Here is a 14,977-nt window from a genome sequence, read left to right as displayed (position 1 = left end):
GGCAACCTTCGCCTCAGCTCTGCATACTGGAGATCGTGACTTCCGATCTGAGCAGTCCCTCCGGTATCGATCTGACCCACCTCGACCACGCGGTACGCGTGCAGGACGACCTGTTCGCCCATGTCAACGGCGAATGGCTGGATACCTATGAGATACCGGCGGATCGTGCGGTCGACGGCGCCTTCCGGGCGCTGTACGACCAGGCGGAGCTGGATGTGCAGACGATCATCCAGCGGGCCGCCGATTCGGCGGCCGAGCACGGCAGCGATGCGCGCAAGATCGGCGATCTGTACTCGAGCTTCATGGACACCGATACGGTGGCCTCGCTCGGGCTCGCACCCATCGCGGGGGAACTCACCGAGATCAACGAGGTCACTGATCGCAGTGCCTTCGCCGCTCTCTTGGGTCACCTGCAGCGCACCGGCGTCGGCGGCGCGCTCGGCTTCTATGTCGACACCGACGATAAGGACTCCAACCGGTATCTGGTGCACGCCACCCAGTCCGGGATCGGACTGCCCGACGAGTCCTACTACCGGCAGGACGAATTCGCCGAGATCCGGGCCAAGTACATCGAGCACATCGGTCGGATGTTCGCGCTCGCCGCCGCCGAACCGCAGATCGCCGCGCTGCTACCCGCCGACCTGACGACGGTCGGACAGCGGATCTTCGAATTGGAGCGCAAGCTTGCGGCCGGACACTGGGATGTGGTGCGCCGCCGCGACGCCGAGTTGAGCTACAACCTCACCACCTACGACGCACTGGTCGCCGAACATCCGGAATTCGATTGGCACGCTTGGACTTCCGCGCTTGCCGATGGTATCTCGAAGTCGGGTCCCGACCTGTTCGCCGAAGTGGTTGTGCGCCAGCCGGATTACGTGCGCACCTTCGCCCAGACCTGGGCCGCCGAGCCGCTCGCCGATTGGCAGGCGTGGGCGATCTGGCGGGTGTTGCGGTCGCGGGCGGCCTATCTCACCGATCCGATCGTCGAGGAGAATTTCGACTTCTATGGCCGCACCCTCACCGGCGCGCAGGAGAACCGCGAGCGCTGGAAGCGCGGCGTTTCGCTGGTGCAGGATCTGCTCGGTGAGGCAGTCGGCAAACTGTATGTGGCCGAGCACTTTCCGCCGGAGGCCAAGGCGCGGATGGTCGAGCTGGTCGCCAATCTGCAGGAGGCCTACCGCCGCAATATCGCCGAGTTGGACTGGATGGGGCCGGATACCAGGGCGGCCGCGCTGGCCAAACTGGAGAAGTTCACCCCCAAGATCGGCTATCCCGACAAGTGGCGCGACTACTCCGCCATCGTCATCGTCCCGTCCGATCTGGTCGGCAACTACCGCCGCGGCTATGCCGCCGAACACGATCGCGATCTGAACAAGCTCGGCGGCCCGGTCGATCGCGGCGAATGGTTCATGACACCGCAGACGGTGAACGCCTACTACAACCCGGGCATGAACGAAATCGTCTTCCCCGCCGCCATTCTGCGGCCGCCGTTTTTCGATATGCATGCCGACGACGCCGCCAACTACGGCGGCATCGGTGCGGTGATCGGCCACGAGATCGGCCACGGTTTCGACGATCAGGGCGCCAAATACGATGGCGACGGCAATATGGTCGACTGGTGGACCGACGCCGATCGCGCCGAATTCGGTAAGCGCACAAAGGCTTTGATCGACCAGTACAACGTGCTCTCGCCCAAGGCGCTGTCCGACCAGCACACCGTCAACGGCGAATTCACCATCGGCGAGAACATCGGGGACCTCGGCGGACTGGCTATCGCCCTGGCCGCCTACCGCATTTCGCTCGAAGGCGAGGAGCCGCCGGTCATCGACGGCCTGACCGGTCTGCAGCGCGTCTTCTACGGCTGGGCTCAGGTGTGGCGGACCAAGGCCCGCGATGAGGAGGCCATCCGACGCCTGGCCACCGATCCACACTCGCCGCCGGAGTTCCGCTGCAATGCTGTGGTCCGCAATATCGACAGCTTCCACGAGGCCTTCGATGTGAAGCCGGGTGATGGGCTGTATCTGGAACCCGAACAGCGCGTCAAGATCTGGTGAGCACGCGACGGGCCGAGGACGCCGCGTCAGCGCAGGCGTTCCTCGGTTTCGCCGTCGAAGAAGAAGATCTCGTCGAGCTTCGGGCGCAGCCGCAGGCGATCGCCGAGCGCCACTTGGAAGCGGCGGTCCACCCGGGCCACCACCTTGCCCGAGCGGCTGTTCCATTCATCGGTGACGCCGTGGCTGTAGATGAAGGATTCGGCGCCGAGTTCCTCGAGCAGTTCGGCGGCAACGGCGAGGCTGTTATCGGTTTCGGTGGTGGTTTCCCAGGATTCCGGACGGATGCCGACAATGACCCGTCCACCGGTTACCGTGCGAGGCAAGGAGATTCGCAGCTCGCCGAGGACGGCCGCACCGTCGCGCACCGGTGCGTCGAGCAGGTTCATACCGGGTGAGCCGATGAAGCCCGCGACGAAAGTATTGACCGGATCGTCATAGAGCTGACGGGGTTTGGCGATCTGCTGGAGTTTCCCTTCTCGCAGCACCGCGACCCTGTCACCCATGGTCATGGCCTCGACCTGGTCGTGGGTGACATAGACGGTGGTGGTGCCGAGACGTTTCTGCAGCGCGGCGATCTGGGAGCGGGTGCTCACCCGCAGCTTCGCATCCAGGTTGGACAGCGGTTCGTCCATGCAGAAGACCTGGGGTCGGCGCACGATGGCACGACCCATCGCAACGCGCTGGCGTTGTCCGCCGGACAGCTTCGCCGGTTTGCGATCGAGCAGATGCTCGAGTTCGAGCATCTTCGCCGCTTCCTGTACGCGAATCGCGGTATCCGCCTTGTTCATTCCGGCATTGCGCAGTGCGAAACCCATATTCTGCGCGACCGTCATATTCGGATAGAGCGCGTAGCTCTGGAATACCATCGCCACATCGCGGGCGCGTGGCGGCAGTCCGGTGACGTCCTTACCGTCGATCAGAATGCGTCCAGCCGCAACGGTTTCCAATCCGGCCAGCATCCGCAGACTGGTCGATTTGCCGCAACCCGATGGGCCGACGAGGACGATGAATTCCCCGTCGGCGATATCGAGTTCCAGGTTGTCGACGGCGGGCGTCGGCGCACCGGGATACAGATGCGTCACCCCGTCGAAGTGCACTGTTGCCACGGCGTCGATCTCCCTCTTGGTCGGTACTACTTGGGCAGCTTCGGCGTGATCTGCCGATCGATAATCGTCTGCAGTTGACTGACCACATTGGCGAAGGCCGTTGCCGGATCCGCATTCTGCAGACCGATCTGCTCGAGACCGGTGCCGATGATCTGGTCACCGCCGGGTACGAACACCCGCGCGTAATCCTGCGATTTGGTCACTGCGAGCTGCTCGATGGCAACCTTCGAATTCGGATTCTTGGCCAGGAAGTCGACCTCGCTCGGATCGGTCACCGCGGACTTGCGTACCGGCATATATCCGGTGCCCTGCGAGAAGTCCGCGGTATTCGCGGCATTGGTGATGAACTCGATGAACTTCAGCGCGTTCACCTTCCGCTGATCCGAGATCCGCGACGGAATCGCCAGCCCGGCACCGCCGGTGGTGACGCCGGGACCGTTGGGATGCGGCAGGAACGCGGTGCCGAATTCCAGTTTGCCCTCGGCATTCTTCTTGATGCCCCGCAGATCGCCGGTGGAGGCGATGGTGGAGGCGATGACGCCGGTGCCGAAGTCGACGGCGATCTGGGGTTTGATGCCCGCGTACTTCTTGGTGTGGATCATGTCGCGCAGAAACTGGCCTGCCGCAAGCGTTTTGGGGTCGGTGAACTTCAGCGTCCACTGATCGGAGTAGGCGCCGCCGAAGGTCCAGTTCGGGCCCTGGAAGGTCCAGGCCAGGTAGTTCTTGGCATCACCCCAGCCGTGTGCGAGCTTGCCGTCGCCGACCACGGATTGGATTTTCGGCCCCCACTCGTCGAACTCCGGCCAGCTCTGCGGGCCGCGGTCGGGTAGACCGGCCTTCGCCCACACGTCCTTGTTGTAGTAGAACAGCGGCGTCGAGCGCGCGTACGGCAGCGCGTAATGCTTACCGTTGAAAACGTAATCGGCGGCCAGCGAATCGACATAGTCGTCGAGCTTCACTCCGGCGTCGGCGAAGTGCGAGTCCAGCGGTTCGATGGTGCCGTTGAGCGCGTAGTTGAACCACCAGACATCCGACAGCACAACGACATCGGGTAGTTCGCCGCCGGATAGCGCCGCATTGAATTTCTGCGACACCTCCTCGTAGTTCTTACCCGCGTCGACCAGATTGACCTTCAGCTCCGGATACTTCGCCTGGAACCGATCGATCAGCTCGGTCTCGAGCTCCTTCGAGGTACCGGGGTGATTGGACCAGAAGGTGATGGTGTTGGCGTCACCGGACTGCTTACCGCCACCGCCGCTACCCGCGCAAGCGGTCAGCGCGGTGCCCGCCGCAAGCGCACCGGCCAGGCCGATGAATCCGCGCCGTGACAGTGCCGGGAATGGTGAGTTGGACACTGGTTTCTCCTATCAGCCCTTGACCGCACCCGAGGTGAGGCCCTTGATCATGTGGCGCTGTAGCAGCAGGAAGACGATGAGGATCGGCAGCATGGTCAGCAGCGTCCCCGCCATCACCGGTCCCCAATTGGTGACGCTCGGGTTCTCGGTGTTCTGTAGCAAGGTCAGGCCGACCGGCAGTGTGGCGACTCGGGTGTCATCGGCCATCAGGAACGGCCAGAGGTATTCGTTCCACTCGTTGACCAGCGTGACCACCGCGAACGCCACCATGGTCGGTCCGGACATCGGCAGCACCACCCGCGTGAGCAGGCGCCACCAGTTGGCGCTGTCCATCCGGGCCGCCTCGATCACCTCCGAGGGCAGTGAGAGGAAGTGATTGCGCATCAGGAAGGTCCCGAAGGCCACCCCGCAGAGCGGAATGATGATGCCCTGGAAGGTATTTCGCCAACCCAATTGGGCGATCAGCGCGTAGTTGGAGATCACCGTGATCTGGTTGGGCACCATCAGCGCCGCGATGATCACCAGGAACACCAATGTCTTACCCGGAAATCGCAGGAACACCAGGCCGTACGCGCTGAACACCCCGAGCACGAATTTCACCAGCGCGATGATCCCGGTGACAATCAGCGAATTGCGCAGGAACGTCCAGAACGGCAGCGTCGTGGTCGCGTCCTCGTAGTTCGCCGGATGCCAGCTGTGCGGCCAGTACACCGCGGGCTGGGTATAGATATCCGGACGCGCCTTGAACGAGGTGATGAAGATCCAGAACAGCGGCACGCCGATGATGATCAGCACGCACACCATCGCGCCGTAACCGAGCACCGTCACCGCGCGCTGCCTGCGGCGATACGAAAGCGTCTCGATGCTGTATCCATGGCGGGTAGCTACGCGGTTACCCATGCTGCCTCCTCCGCGCCCCTCGCTTCGGCCGCGTGTGTTTCACTGCTCGCCCCGATCCATGACGCGCACCTGGACCAGCGTGACGACCAGCAGCACGAGGAACATGATGGTGGCGACCGTCGCGCCGTAACCGGCCCGGAAGTTGCGGAAGGACTCCTGGTAGACCTGATAGACCATGGTCGTGGTGCCGGTGCCGAGCGGCCCGCCGCGCGTCATCACATTGATGATGTCGAAGACCTGCAGCGAATTCAGCAGCACCGTGATCGACAGGAAGAACGTCGTCGGCCGTAGTTGCGGCAGTAGCACTTTGGTGAAGGTGGTCCAGCGGCTCGCACCGTCCATCTGCGCCGCCTCCATGAGATCGGCGCGGGTGCCCTGCAGAGCGGCCAAGTAGATGACGAAGGTGTAGCCGAGGTTCTTCCAGATATAGGTGACCGTCACCATGAACAGCGCCCAGTGCGGGTCCTGGTAGAAATCCGGGACCTTGTCGACGCCGATCCGGTGCAGCACATCCTGGATCAGCCCGAAGCTCGGATCGAAGATGAACTGGAAGGCCACGCCGATGGCCGCGCCCGAAATGACGAACGGCGCGAAGATGGCCGAGCGAACCACATTGCGCCCGAATAGCTCGCGGTCCAGCAGCAGGGCTAGCACCAGGCCGAGCACCATGCTGCCGACCACCGCGGCCACGGTGAAAACCACTGTATTGGTGACGATCTGCCAGGAGTCGTCGCGGCCCCACCACTCCCGGTAGTTCGCGAACCCGATGTAGGTCACGAAGTTGTCGGAGATATTGAAGTCGGTGAACGAGAGCCGGATATTGTCGGCCAGCGGACGGTAGACGAACAGGGTCAGCAGTACCAGATTCGGGCCCAGCAACACCAGGAACAGCGCATAGTCCTGCCATGGCCGATTGCGCAGGCCACGCCCGCGCGGATGGGGCAGCACTCGTTCCGGCCTGGCTCGCACGGCCGAAACTTTACGGCGCGTAGCAAACAATCGGTTAACGTAGAACGCCGAAACGCTGAACTTCTTGCTGGGCGCACCCGACGAGTTACCCATGTGCTGGTCCGCCTCCCCGAGCCTTTTGCCGGTCGCGGGTGCCGTGGGAGTTTCGTCGCGGGCCGCCGGCAGTCGTGGTGGCTGGATTCTGGGCGTGCCCGGCGAATTACCCATGTGCTCCCGAAATCAGCTGTTGCGTTGCGCTATTCGGGAGGTTAGCTGGCAACTGGTCCGTCGTCCGGGAAATCCGGAAGACTCGGAATGAACAACGAACTCAGCCCAGGCTGATCGGGCCTGGGCTGAGTTGAGCTCGGGAGACTTCGACCGGATGTCTAGTCGTTCCAGTCGCCGTAGCCGTCGCGGGCGTTGAGGGTGCCGCCCTGGGTGTTCTGGACGATCACCGGGTCACCCTTCTTGGCGTTCTCGAAGAACCACTTCGCGTTCTCGGTACTGACGTTGAGGCAGCCGTGGCTGGCGTTCGAAACACCTTGCTGCGCAACCGACCACGGGGCCGCGTGCACGAAGATGCCGCTGTTGGAGATGCGGGTGGCGTACTCGACCTCGACCTTGTAGCCCTCGGGATCGGTGGTCGGCACACCGTAGGTGGACGAATCCATGGTCATCTTGCGCAGCTGCTCGCCGACGAAGTAGGTGCCGTTGGGGGTCTCGTGCTTGGTCTTACCCATCGAGGTCGGCATCGTCATGATCTCCTCGCCGTTGCGAGTGATCGTGATGGTGTGCGTGTCGTCGTCGGCGGTGGTGATAAAGGCGTCACCGATCCGGTATGCGGTGCGGGTGCCGCCCGCCTCCACGGTCACATCGGTGTTGGCCGGCCAGAACTCGTTCGGCCGCCAGCGCACCTGCTTGTCGCTGAACCAGTAGAAATGACCCGGCGCGGGATTCGAGGAGGTGATCTTGATGGCCTTCTCGGCGGTGGCGTGATCGGTCACCGGATCCTTGAAGTTGATGATGATCGGCTGCGCGACGCCGACGGTCTCGCCGTCGCCGGGGCTGATACTCGGCGGTGCGAAGTTCGCCGTGACGCCCGGATCGGTGGCGGGCGAGGCAGAGGAGCCGGTGCCGACACCCGGCAGTACCGGATCGGCCTGAGCCGGCGCGACGGCGGTGATGCCGACCGCGGCGATGGCCGCCGACAAGAGGACGCCCTGCCGGAGTCGGCGGGCTAGCGCTCCCCGACGAGGAGCAGTCGACGTCCTGGTGTGCAAAGCGGCATGCATAGGTTTCTCGTCCAATCCATCTCTCACTACGCCGGTGGCGCGGCGAGATCTCTCATCGGTGTGGAGCTGCAGGGCGGTTCCACGAAGACCCTTCGTGGATTCCGTGCGAACGCCCACGGAAAAACGGCGCGGGGAACACACAGCACCCCACGGGTATATGACGCACCCGACCCTGGCGTCCTTCCTACCGTCCAGGGCCATCCGTGGCCAGCGGCGTTTCGGATTGATTCGTGTTGACCACATGGTGTGTTGAGCAACACATATGCCGTTGGGGGTCATGATCTTTCGTGAAATCGGCCGGTCAGATCGGTGCGACTCGATTAATCCGGACGGTCGTCAAGCCCGACGATCCCGGCAATAGCCAAACTCCTTCGTGAGATAAATCACGAAATGACATCGAATGGGATCGACCGACGCGGCCCCGTCGCGATGTTGTGCGGCACCGACAGCGGCGTGCGCCCGCGCGCATAACGTGGCGGCAATCGCAGCTCCCGACGACCGAGGATCGTGGCGAGTACGACCCGCAATTCGTAATCGGCAAGTGAAGCTCCGACACAGCGTCGATGCCCGCCGCCGAAGGATGCGAATTCGTACGGTCGGTACTTACGCTCGAGGAACCGCTGCGGCTCGAATAGTTCGGGATCGGTCCATACCGCGGGATCGGAATGCAGCAGCGGTAGCGCGATGCCCATGGTGTCGCCCGCCGCGAGTTCGACACCGCGCAGCGTGAACGGGGCGGTCAACCTGCGCAGCACGATCGGCACCGCGGGATGCAGCCGCAGTGTTTCCTGGCAGACCGCATCCAGAAACGGCAGCCCGGCGAGATCTAGCGGGGAGGCATCGGGCCCGGCCGCGTGCAGTTCGGCGCGCAGGCGCGCCAGCACCTCGGGTTCCCGATGCAGATGGAACAGCGCCCACACCAGACTGGTGGCGGTGGTCTCGTGTCCGGCCACGAGCAGTGTGCGCAATTGTTCGCACAGATCGTCATCGGTGATCGAGGTGCCGTCGTCATAGCTGGTCGCGAGCAGTAGAGCGAGAATGTCGGCGCCGACCGAACCGGCGGCCCGACGCCGCGCGATATCGGTCAGGATCAGCTCGTCGAGCCGCTCGCGCGCGGCCACGAACCGGTCCCATGGCGCCCGACCGAACAGCCCATGGCGCAGTGCGGGCACCAGCATCAGCGGTCCGGAGTAGGCGGTGAGGAATTCCGCGACCGCGGCGGTGTATTCGGCGCGGCGCTGGTGGCTGTCCACCCCGAATACCGCCTGCAGGATCACCCGCAGCGTGATCGCCCTGGCCGCGGCGCGTGCGTCGATGCGCGTACCCGGTGTCCAGGCAGGCCGAGATTCACCTGTACTGCCAGACATTTCGGCAAGAGTGGACTCGCGGATGAGTTCGCCGTACGCGCGGATCCGCGCGCCATGGAATGCGGGCGCGAGCAATGCCCGATCGCGCCGGTGGCGTTCACCCGCGGCCAGGATGAGCGAGGCGGAGCCGACCAGTGGTTCGATCGGATTCGGTCGCGGCGGCTCGAGTAGATCGGCCGGCGCGCGGAAGAGTTCGCGGGCACCATCGGCCGAGCCGGTGAACAGCACCGCGCCGAAACCGGGAAACCGCACGTAGAAGGGGTCGCCCTCGCGTTCGCGGCGCCACCGGAAATACCGTTCGAAATCGATGCCCGCGGCTACCGCATGCGCAACAACCATTCGCGGTACGCGCGGCGTCGAGGACGCGGCGTCCACCGCCGTTTCGTCGGGTGCGCCCGCCTGCTCCATATCTATAGCTACGAACTCACGGTGGTCCCGGTTCGACCGGCCTCGCCGGTCGAACCCTGCGCACCGTAGTGCTGGCGAGGGCGGCCAAGCGGGCGAGGCGGGCGTCCCCGAGCGCGGTCACCGCGTTGCCGAGTCGATTGGTGACGAAGGCGATCGACATGCCGAGTTCGGGATCGGCATAGGCACCCGAACCGCCGAGTCCGTAGTGGCCGAAGGCGTTTCGCGGCTGCTGCTTGGACATCACCACCGGCCGGTGATAGCCGAGGGTGAATTTCAGCGGCACCCCGAGCACATAGTCGCGGCTGTCGGCGCGCTGGGTCTGATTGATGATCGCGATCGTCTCCGGCCGCAGGAACTGCGTCGCCTCGATGCGGTGACCGCCGCGTTCGGGATCCAGCGCCTCGACCCGACCCGCGTTCGCCAGGGCCCCATACATTCTGGCCAGTCCGCGCGCCGAAAAGACACCATTCCAGCCGGGCATCACCGCATCGTGCACGCGCGGATCGCGGACCAGTTCGTCGAAACTCTCCGGCATGCCCGCCTCGGCGAGGCCGCGGATGGGGCGCACCCACGAAAGCACCGATGACGCGGTATTCCAACGGATTCCGGGTGGATTCAGATGCGGAAAGATCTTGGCGATCCGGCGGCGCTCGGATTCCGGTACCCGGAACCAGAATTCGTCATAGCCGATTGGTTCCGCGATCTCGCGCCGCACCACATCGGTGAACGGTTCACCGGTGGCGCGCTGCACGATCTCGGCCACCAGCCAGCCGAAGGTGATCGCGTGATAGCCCGAGGTACGGATGCGCCGTGGATCGGCCGGACTCTCGGCCAGCGCCGCCACCACCGCGTCGTAGTCGAGGATGCCCTCCCGTCCCGGGACCAGGCCGCGCACCCGATGCAGTCCGGCGCGGTGCGAGAGCACATCGCGCACCGTGATGTCGTCCTTGCCGTGTGCGCCGAATTCCGGCCAGTAGGTCGCGACCGGGGCTTCGTATTCGATCAGCCCACGCTCGGCCAACCGGTGCACCACGGTCGCGGCGACACCCTTGCCGGTGGAGAAGGTGAGTGCCACGCTGTCGCCGTTCCAGCGCCGATCCTTGGCCGCCCAGCCCGCCCAGATATCGACGACGGGTCGACCGTCGAGATAGATCGCGAGCGCGCCGCCCCCGCGCGTCGGCTGGGCGAACATGCCGAAGAAATGGTCGGCCAGGCGGACGAACCTCGGATCGACGAGCATCTCGCGTGGCGCCGCTGGCCACCGATCCGGTGCGGGGAAGGCTGAAACCACGGGTCACACCTCCTGCTGGTTTGGGCCGAATTCTCAGCCTAGCTCGGATCGTGGCGTTTGCCAGCGACCGAAAGGCGTGGTCAGACAGGTCGCGCCGGTTGCCGAACTCCACGCGAAGGCCGCCGTGCCCAGGCACACCACCGTGCTGTCGGCGGTCGTGACCTGTGCGCGCGAGCCGTCCAGGGCGATCGATACCGCGAACAGCGTGGCGGACGGGTTCGGTTGGTCGGTCTCGGAATTCGCTGTCGGAGCGGCGATCGAGGTCAGCGCGACGGCATCGGCGCCGTAGCCGAGCGCGATCGGAACTCCGCCGACCCCGTCGCTGGCACCCACCCCGCCCGCGGCGCCGATACCGAGCGCGGCGGCATCGGAACCGGCATGGGCGTAGCCGACGCCGTCGTATCCGGCAGCCCGTGCCCGGCCCTGGGTTTCGGCGGTAGCTCGGCATGCGGTGCTTCCATCGATCACGGTGACATCCGTCCCGCCGTCGGAGGCGCAGTGCACATCGGTTGCCGAGGCCCCCGCTGGCAGCATCAGCGCGGCGCCGAATGCGGCGGTAGTGCAGGTGATTGCGCTGATCAGCTTCACGGACGAGCCCCTTTCACACCGGAAACCCCACCATACCCAGATGGGTTGCTGGTAAGCCGATTCCACTGGCGGGCCGCACTGCGGCAGTGATCGAATCAACACTTCGGCGGGCACTGTGCTGTCGCGATGGGGATGCTGTCGACTCGACGCGCGCGCGCCCGGTGGTGTATGCATGGCGTGGTATTTCACGTATTTGCTAGATCACTTCGGATTCCGACGGGGGTATGAGTTCGGAGCGTTACAGCCGGGAGGACTGTAAGTGTCTCGTCAACCGATCTCGGGTCGCCTCGCGACCGCGGCCATCGCCGCGGTCGCCGTTGTCGCCGCGCTCTCGCTAGCGGGCTGCGGCAATAAAATCAGCGGCAACGCCCAGCCCGCCATTGGTAACGGGACCATCGATGCGGTCTCGTCCACCAACACGCCGAAAACCTCAGGGGCCCGGCCCACCACCAGCGCCCGCCCGACCTCGGGTAAGCCGACGACGACCACCTCGGCGACCAAGGGTGGCAGCACCGACTTCCAGGCCAATGTCGGTGACTGCGTGACGCTCGGTGGCACCACCGATAACGCCACCATCGCCAAGGCCTCCTGCGGCAGCCGGGCCTCGAACTACAAGGTCATCGGCAAGGCGCCGACCAGTTCGCAGTGCGTCGCGGACCGCGACTCCGCCTACTTCGAAACCCTCAACGGCGCGCAGCAGGGCGCGATCTGCCTGGATATCGACTGGGTCGTCGGTGGCTGCATGGATATCGGCGGCGAGGATCCCAAGCGCATCGATTGCACCGAACGCGTCAGCCAGGGCGTGAAGGTAACCAATATCCAGCAGGGCGCCGACGATGCCAGCGTCTGCGGCAGCAGCAGTGGCTTCGAATACCCGACGCGGCACTTCGTGGTCTGCGTCCAGAATCTCTGACCGCCACGAAAACCCCGCTCTGAAGGCTACGTTGGGTCGGTGAGTTCTGAGCTACCCCGCCTGGGTTCGGCAACCGGCCGCTGGATCCTGCTTGCCACCATCCTCGGTTCGTCGGTGGCCTCGTTGGATGCCACCGTTGTCAATATCGCGCTGCCGCGCATCGGCGAATCCCTCGACACCGATGTCGCGGGTCTGCAGTGGACGCTCAACGGCTACACGCTGACCCTGGCCTCGTTCATCCTGCTCGGCGGCTCGCTCGGCGATCATCTCGGCCGCCGCAAGGTGTTCGTCTGGGGTGTCATCGGTTTCGCGCTGGCCTCGATACTCTGCGGCGCCGCGGTGAATATCGAGATGCTTGTCTTCGCCCGGATCCTGCAGGGTGTGGCGGGCGCGATGCTCACCCCCGGCAGCCTGGCCCTGATCTCCTCATCCATCGATCAACGCGATCAAGGTGCGGCGATCGGCCTGTGGTCCGGGTTCGGTGGTGTCGCGGGCGCACTCGGTCCGTTCCTCGGCGGCTGGCTGATCGAATTGGCCGGATGGCAGTCCATCTTCTTTATCAATGTGCCGCTCGCGGTGGTCGTCGTACTCGTCACGCTGCGACATGTGCCGGAAAGCCACGATCCGAATGCCTCGGCGCGACTGGATATTCCGGGTGCGATTGTGGTCGCGCTGGCGCTCGGCGCGCTGACCTTCGGTCTGATCGATGCGATGCCGCTGCTGGTGGTCGTCGGTCTGCTGCTGCTCACGGTCTTCGTGGTGATAGAAATGCGCAGCGATCATCCGCTGGTGCCGCCGTCGCTGTTCGCCGGGACATTTTCGCGGGGCGCGGGGCACTCCATGGTTACCCGAGCTGCCTCCTCCTCCGGGCCCGTCGCTTCCGGTGGTCGGGTCTTCACCGCCGCGAACCTCGTCACCCTCGCGGTCTACGCCGCGCTCGGCGGTGTCTTCTTCCTTCTGGTGATGCAGTTGCAACTCGTGGCGAAATACACGCCGTTGATGTCGGGGGTCGCCACCGTACCGGTCACATTGATCATGCTGGTGCTTTCCGCGCCCGCCGGTCGTTGGGCGCAGGCACACGGCGCGCGTATTCCGATGACGCTCGGTCCTTTGCTCGCCGCGCTCGGCCTGGTGTTGCTGCTGCGCATCGGACCCGACACCACCTATCTGACCGATGTATTGCCGGGCGTGCTGGTCTTCGGTCTCGGTCTTTCGGTATTGGTCGCCCCGCTCACCGGCGCGGTACTCGGCGCGGTGCCGCCCAGTGAGGCAGGTATCGCCTCCGGGGTGAACAATGCGGTCGCCCGTACCGCCCAGCTGCTGGCCGTCGCCGCGCTGCCCGGTCTCGCCGGACTCTCCGGATCGCTGGGCGACCCAGTCGAATTCGACCGTGGTTTCGGCGTCGCGATGTGGATCTGCGTCGGCCTGCTGGTCGCCGGTGCACTGATCGCGGCGGTACTACTGCGCACGCCGCGACGCGCGGCGACCCTGGACAACGTCGACTGCATGCCGCAGTGCGGGGTGGCTGGTCCGGCGCTGGCCCCGCTCCACAAAACAGAATGAGCGGGTCGATTCGACCCGCTCATTCGGTATTCGGATCGCGCCGGGCTAGATCGGGTTGAAGCCCGCTCCGATGCCGCCACGTGCGTTGATATCGCCCACGATGGAGCTCATATTGGTGCCGACCTCGGGTCCGAAGCAGGCGATGGCGAGATAGGCGTTCACCATCCCGACCAGCGTGGTGCCGACGACCACCGGTGCCCCGGAATCGCCTTCGACCACACACATCTGCGACCAGGTTTCCATATTGGTGCCGAAGATATCGCCATAGGCGAGGCCGCAGGTGTTACCGGTGGTGCGGCCTTCCTTGCAGACGATCATCGGGAACTGGGCCGGGCCACCGATCCCAGTGATGGTGACATTGCCGACCCGGTTGACCGGGATCATCTTGCTCGGATCGAATTGGATGATGGCGTAGTCGAGATCGTGGTTGGAGTAGACGAACCGGCCGATCACGCCTGCGCCGCGGTCGAGTTCGGCGTACACCTGAGCGCCCGGGTCGCCGCAGTGGCCCGCGGTCAGACCTACCAACCTGCCCGCGCCGTCGTAACCGACGGTGGTAACAGTGCATTCGAACTGGTTATCGATAATGATTCCCGACCCACCGCCGATGACGGGTGGCCCCGGCGCGGCGTCCGCGGTCCCGGCCCCCGTCGCGACCAGTGCCGCACCAAGAGCTACGGCGAAGGCGGCGTTGACCACCTTGGCGAGTTTGCTGAACATGTCCCTCCAGACGTCGGAAGTCCGCACGATATCAATCTGTCGCACCCATCGTGTCAGTATTCGGCTCCGGGCGCGTCCTGTGTCCGTAGCGAGCGCTTGCGGGGCGCTCGAGACGGTCGGCCCTTGGATGTCGAACGTGTCGGCAGGGCCACTCACTTTTCGACGTTTCAGATGCAGAGTCTCATTTTCTCAGCGATAGCTGAACTCTATTACTGTTATCGCCCCAATGTGCCCGATTGCCTTTCAGTTGTATGTTGATCGGTGTCGCAGAAGCTATTCGAATCGCGCCAAGATTTTGCAGGAATATTATCCGCGAAAATAGGGAACCGGCTATATGCGGGGCTGATGACCGTCGATACAACTGTAACTTGTCCTAGAAGTATCACCGTTAACTTTGGGACCGATACCAAGTCTCCGGCCACTGCTCATAGGCCTTTTCCCGACAGTGACTCCAATCTATGACTGCAATCAC

General features: G+C 64.4%; 12 protein-coding genes. 3 read left to right on the top strand and 9 right to left on the bottom strand.

Annotation, left to right across the window (positions count from 1 at the left end; all coding sequences use genetic code 11):
• Positions 1–26 precede the first annotated feature (26 nt).
• Positions 27–2,054: a M13 family metallopeptidase gene (locus ACQP2U_RS41905; protein ID WP_433716781.1), complete on the top strand. Its 2,028-nt coding sequence runs from the start codon at positions 27–29 to the stop codon at positions 2,052–2,054.
• Between the two features lie 26 nt (positions 2,055–2,080).
• Here the strand turns inward: ACQP2U_RS41905 and ACQP2U_RS41900 are convergent, their stop codons facing one another.
• The 8 genes from ACQP2U_RS41900 to ACQP2U_RS41865 form a co-directional block, all read right to left on the bottom strand.
• Positions 2,081–3,160, bottom strand: a complete 1,080-nt coding sequence (locus tag ACQP2U_RS41900) for an ABC transporter ATP-binding protein (RefSeq protein ID WP_433712696.1) — start codon at positions 3,158–3,160, stop codon at positions 2,081–2,083.
• A gap of 26 nt (positions 3,161–3,186) precedes the next feature.
• Positions 3,187–4,515: an ABC transporter substrate-binding protein gene (locus ACQP2U_RS41895; RefSeq protein ID WP_433712695.1), complete on the bottom strand. Its 1,329-nt coding sequence runs from the start codon at positions 4,513–4,515 to the stop codon at positions 3,187–3,189.
• A 12-nt stretch (positions 4,516–4,527) separates the two neighbouring features.
• Positions 4,528–5,415 carry a carbohydrate ABC transporter permease gene (locus tag ACQP2U_RS41890; protein WP_433712694.1) on the bottom strand — a complete coding sequence of 296 codons (888 nt, stop codon included), beginning with the start codon at positions 5,413–5,415 and terminating at the stop codon, positions 4,528–4,530.
• A gap of 39 nt (positions 5,416–5,454) precedes the next feature.
• Positions 5,455–6,384 (bottom strand): carbohydrate ABC transporter permease, encoded by a 930-nt coding sequence (locus ACQP2U_RS41885; protein ID WP_433712693.1) that lies wholly within the window; start codon positions 6,382–6,384, stop codon positions 5,455–5,457.
• A 365-nt stretch (positions 6,385–6,749) separates the two neighbouring features.
• Positions 6,750–7,655 carry a L,D-transpeptidase gene (locus ACQP2U_RS41880; RefSeq protein ID WP_433712692.1) on the bottom strand — a complete coding sequence of 302 codons (906 nt, stop codon included), beginning with the start codon at positions 7,653–7,655 and terminating at the stop codon, positions 6,750–6,752.
• Positions 7,656–8,038: 383 nt separating this feature from the next.
• A complete protein-coding gene (locus tag ACQP2U_RS41875) occupies positions 8,039–9,430 on the bottom strand; it encodes a cytochrome P450 (RefSeq protein WP_433712691.1) in 1,392 nt (463 codons plus the stop codon).
• A 16-nt stretch (positions 9,431–9,446) separates the two neighbouring features.
• Positions 9,447–10,670: a serine hydrolase domain-containing protein gene (locus ACQP2U_RS41870; RefSeq protein WP_433716780.1), complete on the bottom strand. Its 1,224-nt coding sequence runs from the start codon at positions 10,668–10,670 to the stop codon at positions 9,447–9,449.
• An 84-nt stretch (positions 10,671–10,754) separates the two neighbouring features.
• Complete coding sequence (locus tag ACQP2U_RS41865) at positions 10,755–11,309, bottom strand: DUF6764 family protein (RefSeq protein WP_433712690.1); 555 nt, start codon at positions 11,307–11,309, stop codon at positions 10,755–10,757.
• Positions 11,310–11,583: 274 nt separating this feature from the next.
• Here ACQP2U_RS41865 and lppU point away from each other — a divergent pair, with 274 nt between their 5' ends.
• Together lppU and ACQP2U_RS41855 are read left to right on the top strand one after the other, a co-directional pair.
• A complete protein-coding gene (gene lppU, locus ACQP2U_RS41860) occupies positions 11,584–12,222 on the top strand; it encodes an LppU family putative lipoprotein (RefSeq protein ID WP_433716779.1) in 639 nt (212 codons plus the stop codon).
• Positions 12,223–12,261: 39 nt separating this feature from the next.
• Positions 12,262–13,785: an MFS transporter gene (locus ACQP2U_RS41855; RefSeq protein WP_433712689.1), complete on the top strand. Its 1,524-nt coding sequence runs from the start codon at positions 12,262–12,264 to the stop codon at positions 13,783–13,785.
• Between the two features lie 45 nt (positions 13,786–13,830).
• Here ACQP2U_RS41855 and ACQP2U_RS41850 read toward each other — a convergent pair whose 3' ends face one another.
• Positions 13,831–14,505 (bottom strand): S1 family peptidase, encoded by a 675-nt coding sequence (locus ACQP2U_RS41850; protein ID WP_433712687.1) that lies wholly within the window; start codon positions 14,503–14,505, stop codon positions 13,831–13,833.
• Positions 14,506–14,977: the final 472 nt, after the last annotated feature.

It is taken from the genome of Nocardia sp. CA-084685, assembly GCF_050955785.1.
Lineage (GTDB): Bacteria > Actinomycetota > Actinomycetes > Mycobacteriales > Mycobacteriaceae > Nocardia.
The sequence above is the reverse complement of the archived record's forward strand: the minus strand, read 5'-3'. Positions and strand labels throughout refer to the sequence as shown.